Raw genomic sequence first — 24,446 nt, 5'->3', positions numbered from 1 at the left:
CGGCCCCCCGTCAGAAGAAGGTGCGGACGTAGTCGACGACCGTGCCGTCCGCCTCGACCAGCGGGATCAGCTGCCACTTGTCGAAGGAGGTGCACGGATGCGACAGGCCCATCCCGACCCAGTCGCCGACCTCCACCTCCGCGCCGTCCCGGGTCTCCAGCCAGGCGTGCTGGTCGGAGAGCGCGGTCACGGTGACCCCGTCGGCGGCCCTGACCTCGCCGGTCGCGGCGTCCCGCACCACCTGCGCCTCCGGCAGGTGGAGGTCGTACGCGGCGTCCCGCTTGCCCGCGTTGGTGAACGCCTGCCCGGCGGACGGCCGCGACACCACCTGCGACCAGAGGCGGAACGCCGGCTGGAGCGCGCCCTCCTCGGGGATCCGGTTGAACGGCGTCTTCTCGCGGTACTGGCCGTCGTCGTGCGAGACGTACGCACCCGAGCGCAGCAACTTCAGGACGGGCAGGGAGAGTTCGGGGATCTCCGCGAACACGTCGGCGACCGCGTCGAACCACGAGCTGCCGCCCGCGCTCACCACGATCTCGCCGACGGCCGGGTCGAAACGGCCGTCCTTGTCGAAGGCGACCGCGAGCCCGGTCAGCCGGCGCAGCCAGCCGCGGACCGACTCCCCGTCGGCGCCCGGCACCTCGGCCTCGTAGCCGGCGACGCCGACGAGCCGGAGGGTGGTGGTCGCGGCGACCGCGTCGGCGACGGCCGCGCACTCCGCCTCCGTACGGGCCCCGGTACGCGCCCCCTCGCCGGCGCCCAGCTCCACCACCACGTCCAGCGGGCGCCGGGCCCCGGCCGCGCGCAGCGCCGCGTCCATCAGGCCGACCCCGCGCACCGAGTCGACGTAGCAGACCAGGCGGAAGTCCGGGTGGGCGTCCAGCTCGGCGGAGAGCCAGCGCAGCGCCGCCGGGTCGACGACCTCGTTGGCGAGGAAGACCCGGTCGATCCCGTGGGCCCGGCAGACCCGGACCTGGTGCGGGACGGCGGCCGTGATGCCCCACGCGCCGTGCTCGATCTGGCGGTGGAAGAGGACCGGCGCCATCGAGGTCTTGCCGTGCGGCGCGAAGGCGAGGCCGTGGCGCTCGGCGTACTCCTCCAGGGCGCGGAGGTTGTGCTCGACGGACTCGGCGGAGAGGGCGAGGACGGGGGTGGTGAAGCCGCCGGTGAACAGGGAGCGGCGCTGGGCGGCCAGCTCGCCGACGGTGAGGCCCTCGGCGTCCGGCGGGAGGCCCTTGAAGCGGTGGTCGACGCGCTCGTCCGCCAGATCGTCGGTCGGCATGGGTCCCTCCTCCAGGCGTTGCGTCATGCGCAACGCCCATTGCGTATATCGCTCATCGCTGTCTAACATCCGGGCCGAGGCCGGGTCAATGGACCGGCGCCCCGATGCATCGCAGCCCCGCAGGAGCGTGACCGTGGCCGGACCGTCGTGCGACGTCGTCTGCGTGGGCGAGTCCATGGTGACCTTCCTCCCCTCCCGGCCGGGCCGACTCGCCGACGTCCCCGCCTTCACCCGCGCCGTCGGCGGCGCCGAGTCCAACGTCGCCTGCGCGCTGGCCGCCGCCGGGCACCGCGTCCGCTGGGTCGGCCGGGTCGGCGCCGACGGCTTCGGCGACCACCTGCTCGACACCATCGCAGCGTACGGAGTCGACACCGGCGCCGTCCGCCGCGACCCGCACCGCCCCACCGGCGTCTACTTCCGCACCGACGCCGACCGCTCCACCGACGCGCACGAGGTCGTCTACTACCGGGCCGGCTCCGCCGCCTCCGCGATGTCCCCGGCGACCGTCCCGTACGACGGCGTCGCCGACACCCGGATCCTCCACCTCACCGGCATCACCGCGGCCCTCTCCGCCGACTGCCGGGCCCTCCTGTACGACCTCACCGCCCCCCGCCCCGGCCGCCCCCTCCTCTCCTTCGACGTCAACCACCGCCCGGCGCTCTGGCGCGACGGCGAGGCCCCGGAGGTGCTGCGGGAACTCGCGAACCGCGCCGACCTCGTCTTCGTCGGCGCCGACGAGGCCGAACGCCTCTGGGGCACCCCCGACCCCGGCGCCGTCCGCGCCCTCCTCCCGGACCCCGCGGCCCTCGTGGTCAAGGGCGGCGACGGCCCGGCCGTCGCCTTCGAACGGCCCCGCCAGGGGACGGCCGACGCCGTCACCACCGTCCCCGCCCCCCGCGTCGGCGTCGTCGCCTCCGTCGGCGCCGGCGACGGGTTCGCCGCCGGCCACCTGTCGGCGCTGCTGCGCGGGCTGCCCACGCGCGACCGGCTGCGCCACGGACACCTCGGGGCCGCCGCCGCGCTCACCGTCCCCGGCGACCTCGCCGCCCCGCCCCGGCGCGCCCACGCCGACCGGCTCGCCGGGCTCGACGACGACGCCTGGGGGAGACTGCACCTCGGCCCCGGGTGGACGTCCGCCGGCACGGAGGCCGACGAGGAGGTACGTACCCGATGAGCCAGACCGTCGACCGCGCGCTCAGCATCCTGCCGCTGCTCGCGCAGGGGCCCGCCGACCTCGGGCAGGTCGCCGACCGGCTCGGAGTCCACAAGTCCACCGCCCTGCGGCTGCTGCGCACCCTCCACGAGCACGGGCTCGTCTACCGGCAGCAGGACCAGCGCTACCGCCTCGGCGCCCGGCTCTTCGCGCTCGCCCAGGAGGCCGTCGAGAACCTCGACGTCCGCGAGATCGCCCACCCCCACCTCGCCGCGCTCAACGAACGCACCGGCCACACCGTCCACCTCGCCGTCCACGAGGACGGCGAGGTGCTCTACATCGACAAGGTCGACAGCCGCTACCCCGTCCGCATGTACTCGCGGATCGGCAAGCCCGTCGCGATCACCGTCGCCGCCGTCGCCAAACTCCTCCTCGCCGACCTCCCCGAACCCGAGCGCCGCGCCCTCGCCGCCAAGCTCGACTACCCCCGCTACACGCCCCGCTCCACCCCCGACGCCGCCGCCTTCCTCCACGAGTTGGCGACCGTGCGCGAGCAGGGCTGGGCCACCGACCTCGGCGGCCACGAGGAGTCCATCAACTGCGTCGCCGCCCCGGTCCGCGGCGCCGACGGGCGCGTCGTCGCCGCGATGTCCGTCTCCGCGCCCAACGTGGTGGTCACGGCCGAGGAACTCCTCGCCCTGCTGCCGCTGGTGCGCCGCACCGCCGAGGCGATCAGCCACGACTACTCCGGAACCACCCCGCCGAAGGAAACGAAGGAAGCAGAGGCCACCGACGATGAGTGAGAAGACCGCGATCACCCCCGCGACCCACACCACCCCGCCCGCGAAGTTCTCGCACGGCGTGCGGAAGGGGAACATCCTCCAGGTCGCCGGCCAGGTCGGCTTCCTCCCGGCCGTGGAGGGACAGCCGCCGACGCCGGCCGGACCGACCCTGCGCGAGCAGACCCTCCAGACCTTCGCCAACGTCAGGGCGATCCTGGAGGAGGGCGGCGCGAGCTGGGACGACGTGATGATGATGCGCGTCTACCTCACGGACGTGGACCACTTCGCCGAGATGAACGCGATCTACGACCAGTACTTCGAGGAGCAGGATCTCAAGGCCCCGCCGGCCGCCCGCACCACCGTCTACGTCGGCCTCCCGAAGGGCCTCCTCATCGAGATCGACGCGCTCGCCGTCCTTGGCTGACCCCTGTATGGGCCCTTCACAGGGGCGTCGGCCATACTGCCGCCGTGGAGCAGAGCAACGGACCCATACAGCAGCCCCTGCACGCCGCTTCGGCCGACCCGGCGTTCGTCCCCGGCCTCACGGGGGTCGTGACGCCCCTCGACGACGCGCCCGAGGACGGGCCCGGGCCTGAGGACGCGGTCGTGGACTCCGTCGAGGAGGACGCGCCGCCCGTGGCGGCCGTCGCCGCCGCCGACGGGCCCGTCTTCGAGGCCGCCGACCGGCGGGGGCGGATCGTCGCCGACGCCGAGGGCGTGCGGCTGAGCTACGACGAGGAGGCGTGCGAGTTCCGCTGGGACGAGGTCGCCGCCGTCGAGAGCGGGAAGGGGCGGTTCGGGAAGCGGTTCACCGTCACCGTGCACACCCCTGACCGGCGCTGGTACCCGATCGAGATCATCGCGCCGGACAGGGGGCACATCGCGGGCTGGGAGGCCGAGCTCGACGCCGTCCTGGACGCCTACTTCGACGAGGACGAGACGGCCTGAGGACCGGCCGTCAGGGCGTCAGACCGTCAGACCGTCAGGCCGTGCAGTACTGGGCCTGCTTGCCGATGGAGCGGTACATGCAGTCCGCGTTCTCCAGGAGCTGGAGGACGGCGTCGCGGTTGCGGCTCGTCTCGCGCTCGATGACCTCGTCGGGCGGGTAGAAGCCGCCGTTCCAGGACGAGGTCGGGTACATCTCGAAGGTGTACCCGAAGATCCTGTGGGCGCCCCAGAGGTAGTCGTCGATCGAGCCGTCCGTGATGTACAGGTCGCTGGACTGCTCGGGGGTGTAGCCGTTGCTCGCGGCCATGTTCCTGCCGACCGCGGCGAAGGCGTCCCGGTCGTCCCGGGTCATGCCGGGGGCGGTGTCGGCGGTCGTCCAGCCGAAGGGCCAGAGGACCAGTTCGCTGTACGTGTGGAAGTCGATCGCCGCCTTGATCTGCTGCGTACCGCCGACGGTCCGGGAGCGGACGAAGTCGGCGACGACCTTCACCTCGGGGGCGGACTCGGGGGCGGTGCCCCGGTACGTCTCCGAGCTCTTGGAGCCGGAGGAGCCGCGGCAGCAGCCCCACTTGTAGTCCCAGTTCCGGTTCATGTCGGTGCCGACGTACGAGGAGCCGGAGTTGGGCTGCCGGTTCTTGCGCCAGCTGCGGTACGAGCCGGAGGCGATGTCGTACTCGCCGCCGTCCGGGTTGAGGTCCGGCACGATCCAGATCTCGCGCTCGTCCACCATCTTCGTGACGCGGGCGTCGGAGCCGTATCCGGCGCCCAGCTCGCGCAGCAGGTACAGCGCCATCTCGACGGTGAGGTGCTCGCGGGCGTGCTGGTGGTGGGTGAAGAGGACCTCCGGCTCGTTCTCGTCCGCGGCCACGTTGTCGCTGATCTTGATGGCGACGATGTCGCGGCCCTGGTAGCTCTTGCCGATGACCCGCTTGCTCATGATCGACGGGTACGCGGCGAGCCGCTGGTCGATCTCCGCCGTCATCTCGGCGTGGTTGTGGTACTTCGCGTCGGCGGAGGGGAAGTCGAGCGGGCCGAGCGCGGAGCGGCCGGCCTCGCCCCGGTCCGGCGGGGCGGGGAGGGCGACCGGCTCGTAGCCGAGGGCCTTGAGCCGGGTGAGTTCCCGCGCGTCGGCGCTGACCACGACCGAGCGGGCGTCGACCTCGTCGATCGAGACGCCGGTGGCAGCGAGGGCGGAGCGCTCGGCGGGGGTGGCGGGTCCGGTGATCTCGTACTGCCGGATCACGTCCCGGTCGGTCCGTGCGGTGGAGGCCGGGTCGGCGCCGGCGGGTGAGGAGAGGGCGGAGAGGGGCGCCGCGAGGGCGAGCGCCACGAGGGCCGCGAGGGTGGCGGACCTTCTGCCGCTTCGGGGACGTCGCATGGTGTCTCCTGGGTGGGGAGTGTGGGGGAGTGCGACAACAGGTGCGGGTGTCCGGGACACAGGGTGAGGCTGTGTCATGGACGGGTCAAGAGGGGGAGTTCGGCCATGGTCGTCGTCGCGGTAGGTGCGACGGTAGGCGCCACGGTAGGTGACGGACCGTCCGGAAACGCGGCACGGCGCCGCCGGAGGACCGGCGGCGCCGCGACGGGGGTCGGGAAGGGTTACGGCAGGCCGTGGACGTGCGGGCCGACCGCGTTCGACCAGGCGTTGCCGGCCGTCGCGTCCCAGTTGGTGGACCAGGTCATCGCGCCCCGGAGGGTCGGCCAGGCCTGGGCGGGCTTGAAGGTGCCGCAGCCGGTCAGCTCGGTGAGGCAGTCGATCGCGCTGTTCACGACCGACGGGGCGACGTAGCCGCTGCCCGCGCCCCGGGGGGAGGCGGGGACGCCCAGGCCGACCTGGGACGGGTCGAGACCGCCCTGGATCTGGATGCAGGCGAGCGCGGTGAGGAAGTCCACCGAGCCCTGGCTGTACACCTTGCCGTCGCAGCCGAGCATCGAACCGCTGTTGTAGTACTGGGTGTTGACCACCGTGAGGATGTCCTTCACGGCGAGCGCGGTCTTGAAGTACTCGGTGCCCGTCGACTGCATGTCGATGGTCTGCGGGGCCATCGTCAGGACCATCTTCGGCCCGGCGAGGGCGGACAGCTGCCGCAGCGCCTTCGTCAGGTACGTGGAGTTGATGCCGTGTTCGAGGTCGATGTCGATCCCGTTGAAGCCGTACTCCTGGAAGAGCGCGTAGGCGCTGTTCGCGAAGGCGGTGGCGCTGGCGTCACTGTTGATCGTGACGTTGCCCTTCTCGCCGCCGACCGAGATGATCACCGACTTGCCGGCCGCCTTCTTGGCCGCGATGTCGGCCTTGAAGTCGGCGGTCGAGGCGTAGCCGACGGCCGGGTCGAGGTTGAAGGTGATCTGGCCGGGCGTCGTCGTCGAGTCCGCGAAGGAGACGGCGATGATGTCGTAGGCGCCCTGGACGTCGCGGATCTTCTGCTTGGCGGCGCCGTTGTCGAAGTTCTGCCAGTAGCCGGTGACCGCGTGCTTCGGGACCGCCGGGTTGTCGCCGCCGCCCCCGCCGGTCTTGGCCGTACGGGCGCTCACGGCGGCCGACTTGGCGGACTCGCCCGCCGCGTTGGCGGCCGCGACCTGGAAGGAGTACGCGGTGTCGGCGGTGAGGCCGGTGACCGTGGTGGCGGTGCCCGTCACGGTCGCGGCGAGGGCGCCCCCCTTGTAGACCTTGTAGCTCGTCGCCCCGGAGACCGCGTTCCAGCTCAGCGGGACCGCGCTGGTGGTGGGCGTGCCGGCGGCGAGCCCGGCCGGGGTGGCGGGGACGACCGGGTCGGGGTCCTGCGTGCCGCCGCCGTCGGGGCCGAAGACGCTCACGTCGTCCACGTGGTAGGCGGCGGTGCCGTACCACCCGTGGGTGTAGATCTCGACCGAGGTGGTCGACGCGCCGGTGGTGAAGGTGGTGGTCAGCTGCTTCCAGGACGGGGAGTCGGGCGTCCAGGTGGAGACCGCGCCGGTCCCGGTCCCGGTGCCGCTCGCGCCGAGGTAGGCGTAGCCGCCCTGGACCCAGGCGCTCAGCGTGTAGGTGGAGTTGGGCTTCACCGCCACGGTCTGCACGCACTTGGCGTTGTCGAGACCGGCGGGGGTGGCCTTGAGGGCGCCGGCGCCGGTGTGCGTCGGGGTGGCGACGGCGGTGCCGCTGCCGGCCGAACAGGACCAGTTGGCGAGGCCGTTCTCGAAGCCCGCGTTCCTGGCGTTGTTGACGTCGGCGGCGAAGGCGGTGCCGACGCCGGCGGTCAGGGCGAGGCCGGACCCGACGGCGAGCGCGAGCGCGCTGCCGAGCAGGCGGCGGCCGACGGGCCGGGAGGTGGTGGTGCGGTCCACGTGTGTCCTCCGGTGGGGGAGATCGGGGATCGGGGGATCGGGGATCGGGGAGGGATCGGGGGATCGGGTTCTCGGGAGGTGGCCACCGCCGCTGTCGCACCAAGTTGGTCCAGACCAATTGCCTTGTCAAGACCTCTGGCAACCGGAACTCGTACGTCCGGCAACCCGAATGGGGGGTGGGAGTTGGCGGATTGTGTGTTCACCACCCCGGTCCCCGTGGATAAGGTGCAGAACAGTCGTGACGTGCGCCCCGAGGGGATGGGGACGCGGGGAGACGGGGGGTCCGACGTGCCGACAGCGATCGCGGTCACCGGCGCCGACCTCGTGCTGCCGCCCACCGATCCCGCGACCCCCAACGCCGCCGTCCTCGCCGACCCCGCGGCCCGCACGCTCGACGACTCCGTCACCGAACTCCGGCGCCTCGTCGACCGGTTCGGCCACGTCCTCGTCGTCTGCCCCGCCTCCGCACCGCCCGCCGTCGCGCACCGCCTCCACACCGTCCGCGGACTCCTGGAGAGCGACCGGATCGCGCTGGTCAGGACCGATCTGCCGCCGCTCGGCGCCGCCGTCCTCGTCCGCCAGCTCCGCGCGCTCTCCACCTGCGACTTCAGCCCCGGAGTCCTCGCCTCCGCCGCCCGGCTCCTCGCCCACTACATCTACGCGGGCGCCGTCCTCGGCTCCGTCTCCCGCCTCGACCGCGTCCCCGTCACCCTCGGCTCCCACCTCAAGAGCTGGCTCCCCGGCGCCCACTTCGCCGTCCTCGCCGGACCCACCCCCCGGATCGTCCGCGTCGGCGCCGACGAATCCGGCTTCACCGGACCCGAGTTCGCCACCCGGCTCCTCGTCGCCCGCGGCCAGCTCGCCACCGAATGGCCCGCCACCGCCCTCGCCCCCCGCTGGGCCGTCGCAGGCCCCGTCGAGGAGACCGCCCTCCCCGCCTCCTCACCCGCCTGGTGGGGCACCCCCAAACTCACCGAGTTCGCCGCCTACCTCCCCGACCTGCCCGTCCTCCACCGACTCGTCGCCTCGGTACGCCGCGAGACCTGCCACTGGTGCGGCATGGAGCTCATCGGCGACCGCTGCGGCTTCTGCGCGGCCCCCCTGGCCGGCCCCACCGCCCCCGCCCAGGCGGGCCCGGTGACCCGATGAACGGCGACCTGATGAACGGCGACCCCATGAACGGCGACCCGATGAACGAGGAAACCCGATGAACTCCCGCCAGCGCCGCGGCGTCATCCTGCTGCTGCTCTCCGTCCTCTGCGCCCTCGGCGCCTTCGCCGGCGTCCTCGCCGTCATCAGCGACGTCAACGCCAAGGTCGGACCGGAGACCACGGCCTACCGGGTCAAGGGCGACATCAAGCCCTACGTCCGCCTGAAGGCGAGCGACTTCGAGAAGATCTCCATGCCGGAGAAGTGGCTCTCCGACACCGCCGTCACCGACCTCGCCCAGATCGACGGGAAGATCGCCGTCACCGCCCTCAAGGCCGGTTCGCTCCTCCAGAAGGACATGATCGTCGCCCGCCCCGCGCTCAAGCCCGGCGAGCAGGAGATCGCCATCATGATCGACGCCGCCACCGGCGTCGCCGGAAAGATCAACGCCGGTGCCACCGTCAACATCTACGCCACCTTCGCCGGCGACAAGAAGGACGAGCCCGACCAGTCCCGCCTCCTCGTCGCCGCCGCCCGCGTCATCGACGTCGGCAAGCTGACCTCCATCGACGCGAAGAGCAGCCGCGTCAACCGCGACACCGAGGCCGTCCCGATCACCTTCGCCCTCTCCGCCCGGGACACCCAGCGCGTCGCCTACGCCGAGTCCTTCGCGAAGCACGTACGCCTCGCCCTCGTCGCCCCCTCGGCCGACGGCGCCCCCGCCGCGCCCGCCCCCGGCGACCGCACCTACACGCTCGACAAGGACAAGTGAGGCCCGGCCATGCCCACCAGGATCCTGCCGGCCGTCGGTGACCCCGACGCCGCCCGGGCCGTCGCCACCCTCCTCGGCCAGCTCCCCGACGCCGAGCCCGCCCCGCCCGTCCCCGACTCCACCCAGCTCGTCGACGCCCTCGCCCGGCTCGCCGCCGAATCCCTCGACGCGCTCCCCGAGGTCGTCCTCGTCCACGAACGGATCGGCCCCGTCCCCGCGCTCGACCTCGTCCGCGAGGTCGCCCTCCGCTTCCCCGCCGTCGGTGTCGTCCTCATCACCGCCGACTCAGGACCGGGCCTGCTCTCCGCCGCCATGGACTCCGGCGCCCGCGGCCTCGTCTCCCTCCCGCTCGGCTACGAGGAGCTGGCCGGCCGCGTCCAGGCCGCCGCCCAGTGGTCCGCCGGCTTCCGCCGCCACCTCGGCGGCGGCGCCGCCGAACTCTCCGCCGGCCCCGGCGGCACCGTGGTGACCGTCAGCGGCGCGAAGGGCGGCGTCGGCACCACCCTCACCGCCGTCCAGCTCGCCCTCGCCGCCCGCGCCGCCGGCCGCACCGTCGCCCTCGTCGACCTCGACCTCCAGAGCGGCGACCTCGCCTCCTACCTCGACGTCCAGTTCCGCCGTTCCGCCGCCGACCTCGCCGCGATCAGCGACATCTCGCCCCGGGTCCTCCAGGACGCCGTCTACGTCCACGAGACCGGCCTCTCCCTCCTCCTCGCCCCCGCCGAGGGCGAACGCGGCGAGGAGGTCACCGACCGCGCCGCCCGCCAGATCGTCAGCGCCCTCCGCGGCCGCCACGACGTCGTCGTCGTCGACTGCGGCTCCCGCCTCGACAGCGCCAACGCCGCCGCCGTCGAGACGGCCGACACCGCGCTCCTCGTCACCACCCCCGACGTCATCGCCGTCCGCGCCGCCAAACGGACCGTACGGATGTGGGAACGGCTCCAGGTCCGCAAGGCCGAGTCCACCGTCTCCGTCGTCAACCGCCACTCCCGCACCAGCGAGATCCAGCCACCCCTGGTGCAGAAGATCACCGGCACCCGCATCGCCGGCGTCACCGTCCCCGCCGCCTACAAGGAACTCCAGGCCGTCGTCGACGCCGGCCGCCTCCACGAACTCGACGCCCGCTCCACCGTCAAGCAGGCCCTGTGGACCCTCGCCGCCGAACTGGGCCTCACCGGCCCCCCGGCCGGCCCGCCCGCCCCCGGCAAGCAGCTCGCCCGCGCCGGCGACCGCGGCTCCCTCGGCCTGCGCCGCCGCGGAGGCCGCTGAACCATGCGCCGGCTGCGGGGGAGGGGAGACGAGGGCCAGGTGGCGGTGGAGTTCGCCGGCATGATCCCGCTCATCCTGCTGACCCTCGCGCTGCTGTGGCAGGTCGTCCTCGTGGGGTACGCGTACACCCTGGCCGGCAACGCGGCGGACGAGGCGGCCCGCGTGTGCGCGGTCGACGGCGACTACCGGGCGGCCGGCACCCGGCACCTGGACGGCGCCTGGTCCGGGAGCGTGGACTGCCCGCCCCCGGCGGACGGCATGGTCACCGTGACGGTCTCCATCGAGACCCCGATCCTCTTCCCGGGACTCGGCGGCTTCCCGGGCGTGCAGGCGAAGGCCGGCGCGGTGTACGAGGGGGAGGACCGATGAGGCGTACGGGGCGACTTCGGGCGCGGGACGGCGCCGACGGTACGGGCACGGGTACGGGTGCAGGCCTCGCCCGGCCGGGCGGTGCGCGGGTCCTGGGAGGACGTGCGGAGAGGTGCGGGGGCGCTTTCCGGCGGGGCTTCGGCGGGGCCCGGGGCGGTCCGCCACGGGGCGGCGGCCACGGGCGGGGCGACGACCTTCGGAGTCGTACGAGATCTTCCTCCCGGGTCCGCGACCGCGGTCAGGCGGCGATCGAATACCTCGGCTTCCTCCCCATCCTGCTCCTCGTCGGGCTCGCGGGGCTCCAGCTCGGGCTCGCCGCGTACGCCGCGCAGCAGGCGGGGACGGCGGCGCGGGCGGCGGCGCGGGCCGCGACCAGCGACGAGGAGGACGCCCCGGACGCCTCCGCCGCCGCGCGGGCCGCCGTCAGCGGCTGGCTCGACGTGAGCGGAGGCGACCCGACACCGGGCGACGGGGAAGTGACCGTCACCGTCCGGATCGAGGTCCCCCAGGTCGTCCCCTTCTGGTCCTTCGACCCGGTCGAGAGGTCCGCCACCATGCCCTACACCCCGCAGGAGGACGAGCGACCGTGAGCGTCTCTGATCAGCTGAGCGATCCCGTGCGAGCTGTGAGGTCGGGCATGGGTTCTGCCCACCTGGGTGGGGAGGCGTGAGCGTGGAGGTGGAATCCCGCGCCCAGCGCTGCCCCTCGTGGCCGGTGTCGGCTGGTGGTGGGTGTGCTGATCGTGATCACGCTCTGGTGCCGGTGGGCTGCGTGGGGCAGCCTTCTCCGGTCCGTTGGCGCGTGTCCCTCCGGACGCTGGCCAGTGCGACCCGTGGGCCGGGCTGGGGAGGGAACCTCACGTCGCCTGGGCGCGAGGCGGTTGGTTCCGGGCCGGGTGGGGCCGGTCTTCGACCGGTCCCACCGGCTGGTCTTCGGGACGGCGGTGATGACGGCCTTGGCCTCCATCGTGTCGACCACCGTGCGGATCACCATCGCACCGTTGGTGCGTTCGGTGACGGTCTTGGTCTGGTGGGTCAGCCCGCGTGCGGCGATACGGCGCCAGGCCCCCTGGTCGCGGTCGCCTTGCCATCGGCATTCGGGGTTCGGGCAGAACGCCCATTTCCACCCCGCGACGGTGGGTCGGTCAGGGGCTTTGCGATGCCGCAGCGGTGTGAGGCAGTTCGGGCAATGCTTCGAGGTGTTGCGCGGAGGCACCACGACCACGGCGATGCCCGCCTCGGCGGCGAGGTGACGCATACGGTCGGTGATCTTCCCGCGCACGGTCTGCGACAGTCGCGTGTTGTGGGTGCGGCCCATGCCCCCGGCTTCCATCGACCGGAGGTCTTCCAGGTAGATGACGGTTGCACCTGCGGCGGTGGCCTGGTCCACGGCCCAGCGGGCCGCGCTCCACGCCAGGGCGCCGTTGAGGTTCGAGCGGCGCTCGGAGACGCGCCGCATCTCCTCGGACAGCACCGCGTGTCGGCCGTCCGGATCGGGGTCGGCGAGCCGGGTGTACTGGTCGGTCTTGGCATGCAGGCGTTCCGAGTTGCGGCGAAGCCGGTTCTGCTTGGCGAGCACTCCGGCGGCCCGCAACCGGGCACCGGAGCCGAGCGTGGTGATACGCCCGTCGTCGTGCAGGCGGACAGCTCCGGCGGACAGGAGAGTGTTCAGGCCCCAGTCCACACCGAGCGCGACCGTGTGGCCGGTGCGCCGGGTTCTGGGGACGGGGTGGGTGTAGGCGAGGCCTGCCCGAACCTTGCCGCCGGCGAGGCGCAGGGTGGGCAGGTGGATCACTGCGTTCGCCGGAATGGTGGGCGGCAGTGTGACGGGGCAGGCGACCCAGGACCAGTCTGCGTACCGCTGAGGGTCGGGTCGAGTGGGGAGCTGGAGCCGCAGCAGTGCCCGCCGCCCGTCGTCGGACCGTTCGATCGTGGCCTGCTGCCCGTCACACGCGGCCAGCAGCAGCATCCTGGCGACACGGGGCGCGGGCTCCGATTCGAACACGTCGGCAGGGAGACGGCCGTTCTTCCGCTCGAAGGAGACGACCTGGCGGGTCCGGGAGCGGATGACGCTGGACGGCAGGTACGCGCCGTCCGATATTGCGGCCCGCACCCGACCCCACTCTTCGGCGGTGCGCTTGGCCGGATCGACGGGCCACGCCGACAGCACGCCGGCCGTCAGGTCGGCACGCCACTTGACCGACCGCAGCACACGCCCGGCCTGCTCCTGGGCCATGCGCACGATCCGGTCGTTGACCTTCACTCCCTCGGCCGGGGCGGTCGTCCAGCCCAGGCGGCGCAGCGCCATCCACGCGTTCGACGGCAGCCTCCTGCCGCCCGCGTCCACACCAGAGGCCAACGCGTCCACATCCGTGCTGTTCCAGTGCTCGGCCAGCAGCGTCCCAGCCATACCGGCGACAAGGTCGGCACACCAGCCGAAGCGCGCCGCCAGAGCGGTATGGCCGAGGAGTTCGCCGGACTTCTCGTCAACACCCGTTCGGATCAGGGCGGGGGCGCACGCGGTACGGGCCGTCTCGCCCTCGCCCAGCGGCAATTTCCGGCGCAAGGCCCCTCCCCTCACCTACGGTGCTGTCATCCGACCAACGACACGGCCACGGAAAGGTCACCCATTCGACCCACGAACCCACGTACTCCCGAGCACTACTCGCCTCATGAGCACTAGGGATCCGGAGAGAAAGACGTGAGCCTGCGTGCCCGCATCCACCACACCGGCGACGACCCGCGCGCCCTCGGACCCGGCGGCGGCGGTCGGGAGGACGGCCACCTGGTGGCGTCCTTCCGGGCGAAGCTCCTGGAGGAGATCGACCTCACCGAGATGTCCGCGCTCGCGGCGGCGGAGCGCCGGGCCCGCCTCGAACGCGTCCTCGGCCACATCATCAGCCGCGAGGGCCCGGTCCTCTCCACGGCCGAACGCGGCCGGCTGATCCGCCGCGTCGTCGACGAGGCCCTCGGCCTCGGCGTCCTCGAACCGCTCCTCGAAGACGCCTCCATCACCGAGATCATGGTCAACGGCCCCGACCAGATCTACATCGAGCGCGCCGGCCGCGTGGAGCTGCTCCCGCTCCGCTTCGCCTCCCACGACCAGCTGATGCAGACCATCGAGCGGATCGTCTCCACCGTCAACCGCCGCGTCGACGAGTCGAATCCGATGGTCGACGCCCGCCTCCCCTCCGGCGAGCGCGTCAACGTCGTCATCCCGCCGCTCTCCCTCACCGGCGCGACCCTCACCATCCGCCGCTTCCCCCGCGCCTACACCCTCCACGAGATGATCGGCCTCGGCTCGCTCGACGAGCAGATGCTGATGCTGCTGTCCGGCCTGGTCCAGGCGAAGTTCAACATCATCGTCTCCGGCGCCACCGGCACCGGGAAGACCACCCTCCTCAACGCCCTCTCCGGCCTCGTCCCGGAGGGCGAACGCATCATCACCATCGAGGACTCGGCCGAACTCCAGCTCCAGCAGTCCCACGTCATCCGCCTCGAAGCCCGCCCCCCGAACATCGAGGGCCGCGGCCAGGTCACCATCCGCGACCTCGTCCGCAACTCGCTCCGCATGCGCCCCGACCGGATCATCGTCGGCGAGGTCCGCGGCGGCGAGACCCTCGACATGCTCCAGGCCATGTCCACCGGCCACGACGGCTCCCTCGCCACCGTCCACGCGAACTCCGCCGAGGACGCCCTGATGCGCCTCCAGACCCTCGCCTCCATGTCCGAGGTCAAGGTCCCCTTCGAGGCGCTGCGCGACCAGATCAACAGCGCCGTCGACGTCCTCGTCCAGCTCACCCGCCATCCCGACGGCACCCGCCGCGTCACCGAGATCGCGATCCTCGCCTCCCACGGCCGCGAACGCTTCCTCCTCGCCACGATCTGCCACTTCCGGGCCGAGCCGCTCTCCGCCGACGGCCGCGTCCACGGCCGTTACGTCCACCAGCCGCTCCCGAGGCGCGTCGCCGAACGCCTCTACATGGCCGGCCAGCCCGTCCCGCCGGCCTTCGGCGTCGCCGCCGACGACACCGCCCTCGCCATCCGGGAAGCGACCTAGGAGCGCCGATGACCGACCCCTTCTGGCTGACGACCGCCGTCGCGCTGCTCGCCTGCGTCCTCGGCGTCGCCGGAGTCCAGACGTACGCCAACGCCGCCCGCCGCCATGCCGCGCTCGTCGCCCGCCTCGACGACACCGCCGCGCCCGAGGAGACCGGCCGCCGCAGGCGCCGCTTCCCGTCCCTGGACCGGCGCGTCAGGGCCACCGCCCTCGGCCGCAACCTGGAACGGCGGATCGCGGCGACCGGACTCGACGTGACACCGGGCGAGTTCACGCTCGGGCTTGCGGTCACGGTCGCCGTCCTCTGGACGGTCGGCCAGGCGGCCCTGTCCCCCTTCTTCGGTCCGATCTGCGGCCTGCTGGGGGTGTGGGTGGCCCTCGGCTACCTCAACTGGCAGCGGCAGAAGCGCATCGAGAAGTTCATCAACCAACTCCCCGAACTCTCCCGGATCCTGGCCAACGCCACCCAGGCGGGTCTCGCGCTGCGCATGGCGATAAGCCTGGCGGCGGACGAGATGGAGGCGCCGGCGGGCGACGAACTGGAGAAGGTGTCGCAGCAGTTGGCGGTGGGCACGCCGCTCGACGACGCCCTGGCGGAGCTCGCGGAACGCCTCCCGTCGAGGGAGCTGGTGGTCCTGGTGACGACCCTGGTCCTGGCCAACCGCGCCGGCGGCACCGTCGTCTCCTCCCTCCGCAACCTCACCGAGACGCTGGAACAGCGCAAGGAGACGCGGCGCGAGGTCCGCACCCAGCTCTCCCAGGTGAGCATGACGGCGTACGCGGTCCCGGTCATCGGCTTCGGCTCGCTGCTCCTCATCGACAACATGCAGCCGGGCGCGCTGGACCGCATGACCGGCTCGCCGCTGGGGCAGGGCGCGGTGGTCGTGGCGTGCGCGCTGTACGTCCTGGGCTTCGCCGTCATCCGCCGCTTCTCGAAGATCGACGTGTAGGGACGGTCGCGACCGATGATGCTGGAACTGGCCCTGGCCCTCCTGGCCGCCCTCTCCGTCGCCGGCTTCGCGTACGGGCTCCGCCTCTACCGCGCCGACGCCCGCCTCCCCGACGACCTCCGCCTCGCCCTGGAGGTCGGCGCGACCCGCACCGGCGCGGTCGACTCCGCCGTGGACCGCCTCGGCATGCGCTGGTCCCCGACCGTCCTGCGCTGGATGGGCCCGAAGCGGGTCGGCGCGGTCCGCCGCCGCATCGACCTGGCGGGCAACCCCGGCGGCCTGACCATCGACCGCTACGGCGCGCGGCGCGCGGTCTACGGCTTCCTGGGCGTCCTCGGCGGCCTGCTGATGCTGGCGAGGGACTCGTACGTGACGGCGGCCCTCCTCTTCGCCTTCGGCGCGTTCTGGACGGAGGTCGGCATCTGGTCGGCCGTCCGCATCCGCAAGGACCAGATCGAACGCACCCTCCCGGACTTCCTCGACGTCCTCGCGGTCGTGGTCTCGGCCGGCCTCGGCTTCCGCCAAGCCCTGGAACGGGTCGCGGAGAAGTACGAAGGCCCCTGGTCCGACGAGCTCCGCATCACCCTCCGCCAGATGGACATGGGCGTCCCCCGCCGCCAGGCCTTCGACGAACTCCGCCGCCGCAACGACTCCGAGCAGGTCGCCCAGTTCGTCACCGCCCTGCAGCAGGGCGAGGAGCTGGGCGCCCCCATCGTCGACACGCTGATCCAGATCGCGGAGGACATGCGCCGCACGGACGCCCAGAACGCCCGCCGCAAGGCCGCGAAGGCGGTCCCCAAGGCAACCATGGTCATCACCACCCTGATGGTCCCCGCCACGATGATCCTGCTGGGCGCGGGCCTGTTCCTGGGCACGGGGACCGACCTGGGCTCGATCGCGGGGGAGTGACCCTCGGCCGCCGGCCGACGGGACCGACGACTGACGGGGCCGACGCCTGACGGGCAACTGTCTCAATCTCACCTCAGGTTGACGATCCTGCTTCGCGCAGACAACCGCATGTGACAGAGTGCTGACCGAGTGTGGGAGGGGTGGGCGTGATGGATGCGAATGCCGAGGGCCTGAACAGCCTGCGCGGCGACACGACTTGCGCCCTCGCCGACGGCTCGGCCGAGCGCCGCGCGAACCGCGTCTTCGCCGAACTCCCCACCCGCACACCCGTCGAGGCCATAGCCTCCTGGCTGGGCCCCAGGCCCACCCGATGACCCGGGCCCGCACCAGGGCCCACGGGTACGGCCCGCCGTCCCGCCGGTCGGCGGACCGTGCCCAAGCGCAGGCGTCCGAACGCGGAGGGGACCACGATGAACGACGCGATGCTGAAGGCTCTGACGAAGGCGCGACTCCACTGGGCGTCCCGGGGCGACCGGGGGCAGACGGCGGTGGAGTACCTGGGGATCATCGTGGTGGTGGTGGCGATCATCATCGCGATCACCGGGACGGACATCGGGCAGTCGATCAAGAACGCCATTGTCGAGCGGATCACGGCGATCACCGGTGGAGGAGGCGAGTAGCCGACTCCGGGCAGGCGTTCCCGGCCTACGTCGCGGTCATCGCGGGACTTCTCCTGCTGGGCTTCGTCTACTTCGTCGTGGGGCGAGCCGCCGTGGTGCGGAACGGTGCGCAGACCGCTGCTGACGCGGCCGCCCTCGCCGCCGCCCAGGACGCACGGCAGCAGCTACGCGAGGGCTGGCTCGGAGTGATCGACGACCCGGCGCAGTGGCAACAGTTCGTCCTAGGTGACGTGTACGACCCGGAGTTGGCGTGCCAGGCGGCGAATGCCTTCGCCGCGCGCAATGGTGCCGAGGTCGAGGGCTGCTCGCCCACGACGCTTGGCTTCAAGGTGACTGTGCACAGCACGGGCACGGTGGGCGATTCCATCGTTCCGGACGCGGCGAATCAGCAGGCCGTGGCCTCGGCGGCGGCCGTGATCGAGCCGCGCTGCTCGTTCGAGGAGCCAGACCCCACCGAGGAACCAGAGCCACCTCCGACACCGCCTGCTGAGCCCGAGGAGGAGGATCCCGGACCCATCGTGGGCCTTGAGTGTGACGGATCGCCCCAGGTCATCGACCCGGAGAATCCCGAGCTTCCCGATGCGGGCGACCTCTTCCGTGTCCGACTGACCGGCGACGACGAGTAAAGGAAGAGCTCTTCATGAATGTCTCGTACGTGAGAGGGGGGTTCATCGCCCTCGCGGTGGCAGCCTCATTGAGCGTTGCAGGCTGTGGCGCCGACGCCGAGCCCAAGGCGGGCGACAAGCCGACCGCTTCGGCCCCCTCACCGCAGCAGGGCGAGAAGGCTGCGACGGAGTCGCAGCCTACGAAGGAGGACGCTGAACCCTTGGTGGTCCTCAAGGGTCCGAAGGGGCTGCAACTGGAGATCGGCTCTGCCGAGCGGGATGCCGGCGGGTTCCTGACGGTGAAGGGTCGGCTCAGCAACGCATCCGACAAGGCGACCATCGTTCCGGCCCAGTTGAGTGGCGATGAGACCGAGGTCGTCAAGCACGGCAACTCGTTGGGCGGCGCGACGCTCGTGGACGGATTCGGCAAGAAGCGGTACTACGTCCTCAGGGACACCGACGGCCGGCCGCTCACCACCACCAACCTCGACAGCCTCGGCCCCGGTAAGTCCACCGCCGTCTTCATGCAATTCCCCGCGCCCCCCGCATCCACCACCGAGGTCTCGTTCCAGCTGCCCACGTTCGAACCTGCCACGCTCAAGCTTTCCTGAGGCGACGCCATGATGACGACGACAGGACGACGACGCAGGGTGGCCGCGCTGGTGGTCGTGGTGATGGTGGGGTGGTCGGGGGCGGTCGGTACCGTGGCTCATGCCGATGATCCGCCGGGGAGTACGTCCACCTCTCCGCCGCCCGCGATCGATTCCAACTCCCCGAATCTCATGCTTCCCGACGGTGCCACGCTCGCGCCCGCCAAGGTGCTCGACATCAAGCAGATCGTCGAGGAGGAGGGCGGCGAGCAGCGGCGTGAGGACACGAACGTGGACGTGACGTTCGCGCTGCAGGCGGAGGTGCTGTTCGCGAAGGACAGTGCCAAGCTCAGCCCGGCCGCCGCCGCGCGGATCCGGGCGATCGCGGGGGAGGTGCGGACGCAGGGGTCGGGGAAGGTGCGGGTGTTCGGGTTCACCGACAACCTGGGGACGTACGAGCACGGGCTGAAGCTCTCCAAGGAGCGGGCCGTCGCCGTGCAGCGGGTGCTGGCGCGCGAGCTGGACCCGGGGACCTCGTACGAGATCCGCGGCTACAGCGAGGACTACCCGATCGCCGACAACCGCACCGAGGAGGGCCGGAAGAAGAACCGCCGCGTCGAAGTCTCCTTCCCGCGCACGGTTCCGCCGTCCGCCGCACCCTAGGAGGGGAGACGGGGGGACGTGCGATGCGACGCGCTGTCCGACGTCCTCGACATGATCCACCTGCGCGGTGAGGCGCTGACCGCCGTCCGGGCGCGGGGCGGGACCGACGTCCGTCACGCGCCGGGGGCATGGCGCCGTCGGCGACCGGCGCCGCGCACCGGTTGCGGGCGGTCGAGGGGACGGGGCCTGGATGAGCGGCCGGTTCCTCGTCGAGGAGCGCGCGGCGTCCCCGCTGCTCGCGGCGCTGCCGCGGGTGATCGTGCTGCGCGCGCCGAGCCCGGCCTCGAATCGAGTGGCTGCCGCTCAGCGCCGGGCTGCTCGCCGCCGAGATCGCCGATCCGAGTGCCGATCCGAGCGCCGATCCGAGCGCCGGTTCGCGGGCGATGGCCTCCCGGCTGCTCGACCTGCTGTTCATCGAGGCGCTGCACGCCTGGTCCGACACCGACGGGGACGGCGGCAGCCCGGGGTGGCTGACCGCGGCGCTCGACCGGTCCCTCGGGCCCGCCCTGTGGGCCATCCACCGCCACCCCGAGCAGCCGTGGTCCGTGGAGGAGCCGGTGGGCCTCGCCTCGCTGTCCCGGGCCGCGTTCGCGGTGCGTTCCACCCGGCTGGCGGGCGATCGCGCCCCGCTGCTGTTCATCTCCGGCGGCAACGACCACCTCCTTCCCCCGGCCGTCCAGCGCGAGAACTACGAGAAGAACGCCACGCGTTGGAAGGCGATCACCGCGTACACGCTCTTCGACGGCCGCAGCCACTACACCTGCGGCGAGGCCGGCTGGCAAGCCGTCGCCGACCTCGCCCTCGACTGGGCCCTCCCCCCACCCCCCCCGGCGACCTCGACCAGCCCTGACGGCGGCCGCCTCACGTGACCGGGCCGAGGAGGGCCAGGTCCGTCAGGGACGCCGCGATCGTCGTCGTCATCCGGGTCGGGTCCGTGAAGACCTCTCTCGCTGTGAAACGGAGGACGCGGCGGATCTCGGGGCAGGACTGGAGGGCGTTGAAGCGGGCCACGTCCCGTTCGTGGGCGCGGGGCGTGCCGTGGTACGCGTACCCCTCCACCTCCACCGCCAGGCCCGCCGCCCGGAAGAGGAAGTCCGGGCGCAGGGTCTGGCCCCGGGGCGTGCGCACCTGCGGCTGGCACTCGGGGTGCAGGGACGCGTCGGCCATGCGCAGGCGGGCCACCGTCTCCGCCGGTGAGCCGGCCGCCGGGTTCGCGAGGCGCAGCCAGGCGCGGGCGCGCGGGGCTCCGGGGCGGCGCACGGAGAGCTGGGCGGCCAGGTCCTCGTAGCCGGTCAGCGGGTCTCTGCGGACACCTTCCACCACGCGCCGGGACAGGGCCGAGTCGGCCGTCACCACCGCCGCCTCCCTGCTTCCGGAGGCCCGTATCAGGTCCGCGACCGTCCGCGCGGCTGTCGTCACCCGCAGGCCCCGGCGCAGGCAGACGTCCCCCGGTGCGAGGGAGGAGCGGGAATCCGCGGGCGGCGGGCCCGTCAGGAGCTCGATGCGGTGGACGCGGGCCGCCGTGACGTGGCGGCAGATCCGCTGTGGGCGCAGCAGTTGGAGTGCGGTCTCCCGGACCCGCCAGTCCGTCTCCTTGCCCGGCACCGCCCACGCGCCCCGGCAGATCCGCTGCCAGCCGTCCCGCCGCAGGCGCGCGGCGAGCCGGCCCGGCGGCCAGCCCGCCGCGAGCGCCCAGACCGTGAGGAGTACCCCGCCCCTGGCGAGGATCGCCAACTCGTACATACGCCCAACGATCCACGGAAGAGCGACACTTCGCATCCCCTGTGGAAAACCCCCCGAAAGTTATCCCCAGGAAAACGTAAATGTGTCGGGACGGAGGGGCCGGGGAGGAGCATTCTGGACCGAAACACCACAACACCTCCGGGGCAGGGCCGCCGATGCCGCACTCCGCCACTCCTCAGACCGCCGTCACTCCTCAGACCACCACCACCCGTCAGACCGCCATCACTCCCCAGGCCGCGGCCTGCGCGTCCGGTGTGCAGCTCGTCCACGACCTCGTCGGCCACGTGCCCTCCTTCCAGGGCGCCTACGACCGTCATGTCTTCCGGCAGGGCGGGGTCCTGCCGCACGTCTTCTTCTGGGACGTCGTCCAGGGGACCGTCCGCTCCTTCCTCGCGCTCGCCGACGCGGAGGAGGAGAAGAAGGCGGCGGACTGGCGCCGCACCCTCGACTTCCTGGAGGAGCGGTGCGGGCGCGGCGACACCGTCGTCGACGAGGTCATCGTGACCTCCTTCCTCGGCGACCTGCCCTCCCCGCACGAGCCGGGCCACGGCATCGTCCGTCGGCTCGGACCCGTCATGGCGGCCCGGTTCGGGCGCATGAGGCCCGGCGGATGAAGTCGAAGAGGGGGTCCGTCCCGCTTGATCCGTAACGGAGTCGGGTAGTTTCCCGGGGTCATCCGAGGGTCCCCTGGAGGCCGAGGCGTGCTGAGCGAAGAGGACATCCTGGCGGCGGTGCGGCGCAGTCTGGGGGCGGCCGGGGCGGACCCCACCGCCTTCCCCGCCGACGGCGCCCGCATCACCCGGCACCTCCTCGTCGACGGGGAGATAGTCCGCAGCGTCGAGACCCGCGAGGAGCGGCCCGGCTTCCACCCGGGCTCCCGCGACCTGTCGGACCGGCCCGAGTACGACGACCTCGACGGGTACGCGATACCCGCCCCCGCCGACCCCGGGAACCCCTCGACCCTGCTCCTCGTGCGGCGCGGCACGGTGGACCCCCGGCCCTGCGTCTGCGCCAACGGGCGGCGGCAGTGCGCCCGCTGCGAGGGCGCGGGGGATCTGAAGTGCCCGCCCTACGTGCCCTGCGGGGGGTGCGAGGGGCGGCTGTGCTGTCTCAGCTGCGAGGGCACCGGCAAGCCCGCCCTCAAGGCGGCCGACCGGCCGCAGGGGGAGACGGCGACGCGGGTCCGCTGCCGGGAGTGCGGGGCCGAGGACGCGGCGTGCGAGAAGTGCCGGGGAGCGGGCCGGAAGAAGTGCGGGGTGTGCCGCGGCAGCGGGACCCGGCCCTGCCCCGTCTGCAAGCGGGAGGGCACGATCGCCCACGACTACTGCGAGGGCACCGGCCGGTACGTCCGGTGGACCGAGGGGGTCGTCGACCGCCGTCCGGTCGTGGACGCGTTCGAGGAGACCTCGTCCCTGCCGGCCCGGGCGTTCGCGTGGACGCGCGAGAGCGACGGCTGGGAGCACATCGACACCGCCCATGAGATCCCCGACATGGACGCCGGCATCGCCGCCTTCCTCAAGCCCCGGCTCGGGTTCCACGACGGCGAGGTCGGCCGCCGGGTCCGCGTGCGCCACCTCTCCCTCGCCCGCGTCACCCACGACGACCACCCCCACCGCGTCTACGTCGTCGTCCCGGGGCAGGTCACCCCGCGCGTCGTCGCCGTCCGCTCCCCGCGCCGCACCCTGCAGCTCGCGCTCCTCGCGCTGCTGGTCCTCGTCGCCACCTTCACGGCCGCCCGCCTCGTGTCCTGACCCGCCCGCGATAATCGAGCGCATGTCCCCGCCCGCACGTCGTCCTTCCCCCCTCCTGCTCGCCCTCGGCGGCTACGCCGTCACCCGGGTCCTCGGGCTCGCCGTCCTCGCCGTCGCCGCCGCCGCGACCGGCAAGGACGGCTTCCACCGGCTGAGCGGGCGCTGGGACTCCGTCTGGTACGTGCGGATCGCCGAGCACGGGTACGGGTACCAGGTCACGCTCCCGAACGGCGACGTCCACTCCGACCTGGCGTTCTTCCCGCTCCTCCCCGTCCTCGAACGGGGCCTGTCCGCCGTTCTCCCGCTCGACGCGGCCGGCGCCGGACTCCTCGTCTCCTGGACCGCGTCGCTCGCCGCCGCCTGGGGCGTCTTCCGGTGCGGCGAGCACGTCGTCTCGGCGCGCGCCGGGGTCGTCCTCGCCGTGCTGTGGGGGGTGTACCCGACCGCGTTCGTGCAGTCGATGGCGTACACGGAGACGCTGTTCACCGCGCTCGCCGCCTGGTCGCTGTACGCGGTGCTGCGCGGGCGCTGGATCCTCGCCGGGCTCCTGTGCGCGCTCGCCGGGCTGACCCGGCCCACCGCCGCCGCGCTGATCGCCGCCCTCGCCGTCACCGCCGCCGTGACCCTCGTACGGGACCGGCGGCTGCCGTGGCGTACGCTCGCCGGGGTGCTGCTCGCGCCGCTCGGCTGGCTCGGGTACGTCGCGTACGTCGGCGTCCGCGAGTCGAGCGTCACCGCCTACTTCGACGTGCAGGCCGCGTGGGGGAACTCCATCGACGGCGGCGTCGCCCTCGCCCGCTTCATCGCCTCCCAGCCCTGGCCCGCCGCGCTCGGCCTGTGCGCGGCCCTCGCGCTCCTCGGGTGGCTGGTCGTGCTGTGCGTCCGGCAGGGCCAGCCGCTGCCGCTGCTCGTCTACACGGTCGGGGTGGTCGTGGTGTCGCTGGTGGGCGCCGCGTACTTCGGCTCCCGGCCGCGCCTGATGATGCCCGCCTTCGGGCTGCTGCTGCCGCCCGCCGCGGCCCTCGCCCGGCTCCGCACCGGCCCCGCCGCCGCCGCGCTCGCCGCGCTGGCGCTCGCCTCCGCCGCGTACGGCGCCTTCACGCTCCTGGGGTCGGGTCCGCCGTGAGCGTGAGGCGTGCCCCGGGCCGTACGCCCCACCCCGCCATCGCGCCGGCCTCCGCCTCCAGGACGTGCCGGGCGCGCGGCCGGGGCAGGCCGAGCCGGCCCGGGCGCATGGTGACGACGGCGAGCACCCGCAGGCGCCGGTCCAGATAGGCCACGTCGATCGGGAAGCGCATGCCGAGGGTGTGGACGCTGTTCGCCGGGGTCAGCAGCATCGCCCCGGTGATCCCGTCCCGTCCGAGCAGCCCGCGCCGCCGCGCCCGGTACGAGGCCGCGATCTCCAGCCGGACCACCGGACCCCCCGGCGCCTCGAACGGCGCCTCGAACGGCACTCCGAGCGTCCCCGTCCCGTCCCGCCAACTCCGCCCCATGCGGCCGACCTTAGACCT

27 protein-coding genes are annotated in these 24,446 nt (G+C 72.9%); 21 read left to right on the top strand and 6 right to left on the bottom strand.

Annotated elements, in window-relative coordinates; genetic code table 11:
* Positions 1-10 precede the first annotated feature (10 nt).
* Positions 11-1,282: an alanine racemase gene (locus tag HHL19_RS08910; RefSeq protein ID WP_169087377.1), complete on the bottom strand. Its 1,272-nt coding sequence runs from the start codon at positions 1,280-1,282 to the stop codon at positions 11-13.
* Between the two features lie 133 nt (positions 1,283-1,415).
* On the opposite strand from HHL19_RS08910, the gene HHL19_RS08905 reads away from it, so the two are divergent.
* The 4 genes from HHL19_RS08905 to HHL19_RS08890 are packed head-to-tail and all read left to right on the top strand — an operon-like array spanning position 1,416 to position 4,165.
* The gene (locus HHL19_RS08905) at positions 1,416-2,456 is read left to right on the top strand and encodes a sugar kinase (protein ID WP_346768452.1); all 1,041 of its coding nucleotides are present in this window, start codon (positions 1,416-1,418) and stop codon (positions 2,454-2,456) included.
* A complete protein-coding gene (locus tag HHL19_RS08900) occupies positions 2,453-3,238 on the top strand; it encodes an IclR family transcriptional regulator (RefSeq protein WP_169087373.1) in 786 nt (261 codons plus the stop codon). The genes HHL19_RS08905 and HHL19_RS08900 overlap by 4 nt, the downstream gene beginning before the upstream one ends.
* Positions 3,231-3,641: a RidA family protein gene (locus tag HHL19_RS08895; protein ID WP_169087372.1), complete on the top strand. Its 411-nt coding sequence runs from the start codon at positions 3,231-3,233 to the stop codon at positions 3,639-3,641. The genes HHL19_RS08900 and HHL19_RS08895 overlap by 8 nt, the downstream gene beginning before the upstream one ends.
* A gap of 44 nt (positions 3,642-3,685) precedes the next feature.
* Complete coding sequence (locus HHL19_RS08890; protein ID WP_169087370.1) at positions 3,686-4,165, top strand: hypothetical protein; 480 nt, start codon at positions 3,686-3,688, stop codon at positions 4,163-4,165.
* 34 nt (positions 4,166-4,199) lie between these two features.
* Here HHL19_RS08890 and HHL19_RS08885 read toward each other — a convergent pair whose 3' ends face one another.
* Both HHL19_RS08885 and HHL19_RS08880 read right to left on the bottom strand, forming a co-directional pair.
* Positions 4,200-5,543: a M14 family metallopeptidase gene (locus HHL19_RS08885; RefSeq protein ID WP_169087368.1), complete on the bottom strand. Its 1,344-nt coding sequence runs from the start codon at positions 5,541-5,543 to the stop codon at positions 4,200-4,202.
* A gap of 221 nt (positions 5,544-5,764) precedes the next feature.
* Positions 5,765-7,486 carry a glycosyl hydrolase family 18 protein gene (locus HHL19_RS08880; protein WP_169087366.1) on the bottom strand — a complete coding sequence of 574 codons (1,722 nt, stop codon included), beginning with the start codon at positions 7,484-7,486 and terminating at the stop codon, positions 5,765-5,767.
* A gap of 288 nt (positions 7,487-7,774) precedes the next feature.
* Between HHL19_RS08880 and HHL19_RS08875 the strand changes: the two genes are divergently transcribed.
* The 5 genes from HHL19_RS08875 to HHL19_RS38440 are packed head-to-tail and all read left to right on the top strand — an operon-like array spanning position 7,775 to position 11,635.
* Complete coding sequence (locus HHL19_RS08875; protein ID WP_346768451.1) at positions 7,775-8,635, top strand: hypothetical protein; 861 nt, start codon at positions 7,775-7,777, stop codon at positions 8,633-8,635.
* A gap of 58 nt (positions 8,636-8,693) precedes the next feature.
* Positions 8,694-9,407 (top strand): Flp pilus assembly protein CpaB, encoded by a 714-nt coding sequence (cpaB, locus tag HHL19_RS08870; protein ID WP_169087364.1) that lies wholly within the window; start codon positions 8,694-8,696, stop codon positions 9,405-9,407.
* Positions 9,408-9,416: 9 nt separating this feature from the next.
* Positions 9,417-10,676, top strand: a complete 1,260-nt coding sequence (locus tag HHL19_RS08865) for a P-loop NTPase (RefSeq protein ID WP_169087362.1) — start codon at positions 9,417-9,419, stop codon at positions 10,674-10,676.
* A 3-nt stretch (positions 10,677-10,679) separates the two neighbouring features.
* The gene (locus HHL19_RS08860) at positions 10,680-11,045 is read left to right on the top strand and encodes a TadE/TadG family type IV pilus assembly protein (protein WP_169087360.1); all 366 of its coding nucleotides are present in this window, start codon (positions 10,680-10,682) and stop codon (positions 11,043-11,045) included.
* Positions 11,042-11,635 carry a TadE/TadG family type IV pilus assembly protein gene (locus HHL19_RS38440; protein WP_169087358.1) on the top strand — a complete coding sequence of 198 codons (594 nt, stop codon included), beginning with the start codon at positions 11,042-11,044 and terminating at the stop codon, positions 11,633-11,635. The genes HHL19_RS08860 and HHL19_RS38440 overlap by 4 nt, the downstream gene beginning before the upstream one ends.
* A gap of 10 nt (positions 11,636-11,645) precedes the next feature.
* On the opposite strand, the gene HHL19_RS08850 is transcribed toward HHL19_RS38440, so the two are convergent.
* Positions 11,646-13,610, bottom strand: a complete 1,965-nt coding sequence (locus HHL19_RS08850) for a zinc ribbon domain-containing protein (RefSeq protein ID WP_169087356.1) — start codon at positions 13,608-13,610, stop codon at positions 11,646-11,648.
* Between the two features lie 153 nt (positions 13,611-13,763).
* Here HHL19_RS08850 and HHL19_RS08845 point away from each other — a divergent pair, with 153 nt between their 5' ends.
* From HHL19_RS08845 to HHL19_RS08810, 9 genes are all read left to right on the top strand, one after another.
* Positions 13,764-15,104, top strand: a complete 1,341-nt coding sequence (locus HHL19_RS08845) for a CpaF family protein (RefSeq protein ID WP_169087624.1) — start codon at positions 13,764-13,766, stop codon at positions 15,102-15,104.
* An 8-nt stretch (positions 15,105-15,112) separates the two neighbouring features.
* A complete protein-coding gene (locus tag HHL19_RS08840; RefSeq protein WP_169087354.1) occupies positions 15,113-16,054 on the top strand; it encodes a type II secretion system F family protein in 942 nt (313 codons plus the stop codon).
* A 15-nt stretch (positions 16,055-16,069) separates the two neighbouring features.
* Positions 16,070-16,963 carry a DUF5936 domain-containing protein gene (locus HHL19_RS08835; protein ID WP_169087352.1) on the top strand — a complete coding sequence of 298 codons (894 nt, stop codon included), beginning with the start codon at positions 16,070-16,072 and terminating at the stop codon, positions 16,961-16,963.
* A 146-nt stretch (positions 16,964-17,109) separates the two neighbouring features.
* A complete protein-coding gene (locus HHL19_RS08830) occupies positions 17,110-17,277 on the top strand; it encodes a hypothetical protein (RefSeq protein ID WP_169087350.1) in 168 nt (55 codons plus the stop codon).
* 96 nt (positions 17,278-17,373) lie between these two features.
* Complete coding sequence (locus HHL19_RS37125; protein WP_240981479.1) at positions 17,374-17,583, top strand: Flp family type IVb pilin; 210 nt, start codon at positions 17,374-17,376, stop codon at positions 17,581-17,583.
* Positions 17,584-17,621: 38 nt separating this feature from the next.
* Entirely contained in the window at positions 17,622-18,209 is a 588-nt protein-coding gene (locus HHL19_RS08825; protein ID WP_346768457.1) for a pilus assembly protein TadG-related protein, read from the top strand.
* 14 nt (positions 18,210-18,223) lie between these two features.
* Positions 18,224-18,799 carry a hypothetical protein gene (locus HHL19_RS08820; protein ID WP_169087346.1) on the top strand — a complete coding sequence of 192 codons (576 nt, stop codon included), beginning with the start codon at positions 18,224-18,226 and terminating at the stop codon, positions 18,797-18,799.
* A 63-nt stretch (positions 18,800-18,862) separates the two neighbouring features.
* Positions 18,863-19,441, top strand: coding sequence for an OmpA family protein (locus tag HHL19_RS08815; RefSeq protein ID WP_240981516.1), 579 nt, complete (start codon positions 18,863-18,865; stop codon positions 19,439-19,441).
* A 383-nt stretch (positions 19,442-19,824) separates the two neighbouring features.
* The gene (locus HHL19_RS08810) at positions 19,825-20,310 is read left to right on the top strand and encodes a hypothetical protein (RefSeq protein ID WP_169087344.1); all 486 of its coding nucleotides are present in this window, start codon (positions 19,825-19,827) and stop codon (positions 20,308-20,310) included.
* Here the strand turns inward: HHL19_RS08810 and HHL19_RS08805 are convergent.
* Entirely contained in the window at positions 20,303-21,184 is an 882-nt protein-coding gene (locus HHL19_RS08805; RefSeq protein WP_169087342.1) for a hypothetical protein, read from the bottom strand. The two genes, HHL19_RS08810 and HHL19_RS08805, sit on opposite strands and share 8 nt — an antisense overlap.
* Positions 21,185-21,339: 155 nt before the next feature.
* Between HHL19_RS08805 and HHL19_RS08800 the strand changes: the two genes are divergently transcribed.
* The 3 genes from HHL19_RS08800 to HHL19_RS08790 all read left to right on the top strand — a co-directional run bounded on the left by HHL19_RS08800 (position 21,340) and on the right by HHL19_RS08790 (position 24,061).
* On the top strand, positions 21,340-21,798 hold the full coding sequence (locus HHL19_RS08800; RefSeq protein WP_240981478.1) for a hypothetical protein: 459 nt from the start codon (positions 21,340-21,342) through the stop codon (positions 21,796-21,798).
* A gap of 87 nt (positions 21,799-21,885) precedes the next feature.
* Positions 21,886-22,935, top strand: coding sequence for a hypothetical protein (locus tag HHL19_RS08795; protein WP_169087340.1), 1,050 nt, complete (start codon positions 21,886-21,888; stop codon positions 22,933-22,935).
* Between the two features lie 22 nt (positions 22,936-22,957).
* A complete protein-coding gene (locus HHL19_RS08790; RefSeq protein ID WP_169087338.1) occupies positions 22,958-24,061 on the top strand; it encodes a mannosyltransferase family protein in 1,104 nt (367 codons plus the stop codon).
* Here the strand turns inward: HHL19_RS08790 and HHL19_RS08785 are convergent.
* A complete protein-coding gene (locus HHL19_RS08785) occupies positions 24,033-24,428 on the bottom strand; it encodes a DUF192 domain-containing protein (RefSeq protein WP_169087336.1) in 396 nt (131 codons plus the stop codon). The two genes, HHL19_RS08790 and HHL19_RS08785, sit on opposite strands and share 29 nt — an antisense overlap.
* Positions 24,429-24,446 lie beyond the last annotated feature (18 nt).

Origin of the sequence: Streptomyces sp. R302, from assembly GCF_012927245.1 — a bacterium.
Classification (GTDB): domain Bacteria; phylum Actinomycetota; class Actinomycetes; order Streptomycetales; family Streptomycetaceae; genus Streptomyces.
The sequence above is the reverse complement of the archived record's forward strand: the minus strand, read 5'-3'. Positions and strand labels throughout refer to the sequence as shown.

Excerpts from the sequence above, each read along its gene's own strand:
- HHL19_RS08910 (WP_169087377.1), bottom strand. The coding sequence starts at position 1,282 with ATGCCGACCGACGATCTGGCGGACGAGCGCGTCGACCACCGCTTCAAG.
- HHL19_RS08900 (WP_169087373.1), top strand. The coding sequence starts at position 2,453 with ATGAGCCAGACCGTCGACCGCGCGCTCAGCATCCTGCCGCTGCTCGCG.
- HHL19_RS08895 (WP_169087372.1), top strand. The coding sequence starts at position 3,231 with ATGAGTGAGAAGACCGCGATCACCCCCGCGACCCACACCACCCCGCCC.
- HHL19_RS08885 (WP_169087368.1), bottom strand. The coding sequence starts at position 5,543 with ATGCGACGTCCCCGAAGCGGCAGAAGGTCCGCCACCCTCGCGGCCCTC.
- cpaB (WP_169087364.1), top strand. The coding sequence starts at position 8,694 with ATGAACTCCCGCCAGCGCCGCGGCGTCATCCTGCTGCTGCTCTCCGTC.
- HHL19_RS08865 (WP_169087362.1), top strand. The coding sequence starts at position 9,417 with ATGCCCACCAGGATCCTGCCGGCCGTCGGTGACCCCGACGCCGCCCGG.
- HHL19_RS08860 (WP_169087360.1), top strand. The coding sequence starts at position 10,680 with ATGCGCCGGCTGCGGGGGAGGGGAGACGAGGGCCAGGTGGCGGTGGAG.
- HHL19_RS38440 (WP_169087358.1), top strand. The coding sequence starts at position 11,042 with ATGAGGCGTACGGGGCGACTTCGGGCGCGGGACGGCGCCGACGGTACG.
- HHL19_RS08840 (WP_169087354.1), top strand. The coding sequence starts at position 15,113 with ATGACCGACCCCTTCTGGCTGACGACCGCCGTCGCGCTGCTCGCCTGC.
- HHL19_RS08835 (WP_169087352.1), top strand. The coding sequence starts at position 16,070 with ATGATGCTGGAACTGGCCCTGGCCCTCCTGGCCGCCCTCTCCGTCGCC.
- HHL19_RS37125 (WP_240981479.1), top strand. The coding sequence starts at position 17,374 with ATGAACGACGCGATGCTGAAGGCTCTGACGAAGGCGCGACTCCACTGG.
- HHL19_RS08820 (WP_169087346.1), top strand. The coding sequence starts at position 18,224 with ATGAATGTCTCGTACGTGAGAGGGGGGTTCATCGCCCTCGCGGTGGCA.
- HHL19_RS08815 (WP_240981516.1), top strand. The coding sequence starts at position 18,863 with ATGGTGGGGTGGTCGGGGGCGGTCGGTACCGTGGCTCATGCCGATGAT.
- HHL19_RS08810 (WP_169087344.1), top strand. The coding sequence starts at position 19,825 with ATGGCCTCCCGGCTGCTCGACCTGCTGTTCATCGAGGCGCTGCACGCC.
- HHL19_RS08805 (WP_169087342.1), bottom strand. The coding sequence starts at position 21,184 with ATGTACGAGTTGGCGATCCTCGCCAGGGGCGGGGTACTCCTCACGGTC.
- HHL19_RS08800 (WP_240981478.1), top strand. The coding sequence starts at position 21,340 with ATGCCGCACTCCGCCACTCCTCAGACCGCCGTCACTCCTCAGACCACC.
- HHL19_RS08790 (WP_169087338.1), top strand. The coding sequence starts at position 22,958 with ATGTCCCCGCCCGCACGTCGTCCTTCCCCCCTCCTGCTCGCCCTCGGC.
- HHL19_RS08785 (WP_169087336.1), bottom strand. The coding sequence starts at position 24,428 with ATGGGGCGGAGTTGGCGGGACGGGACGGGGACGCTCGGAGTGCCGTTC.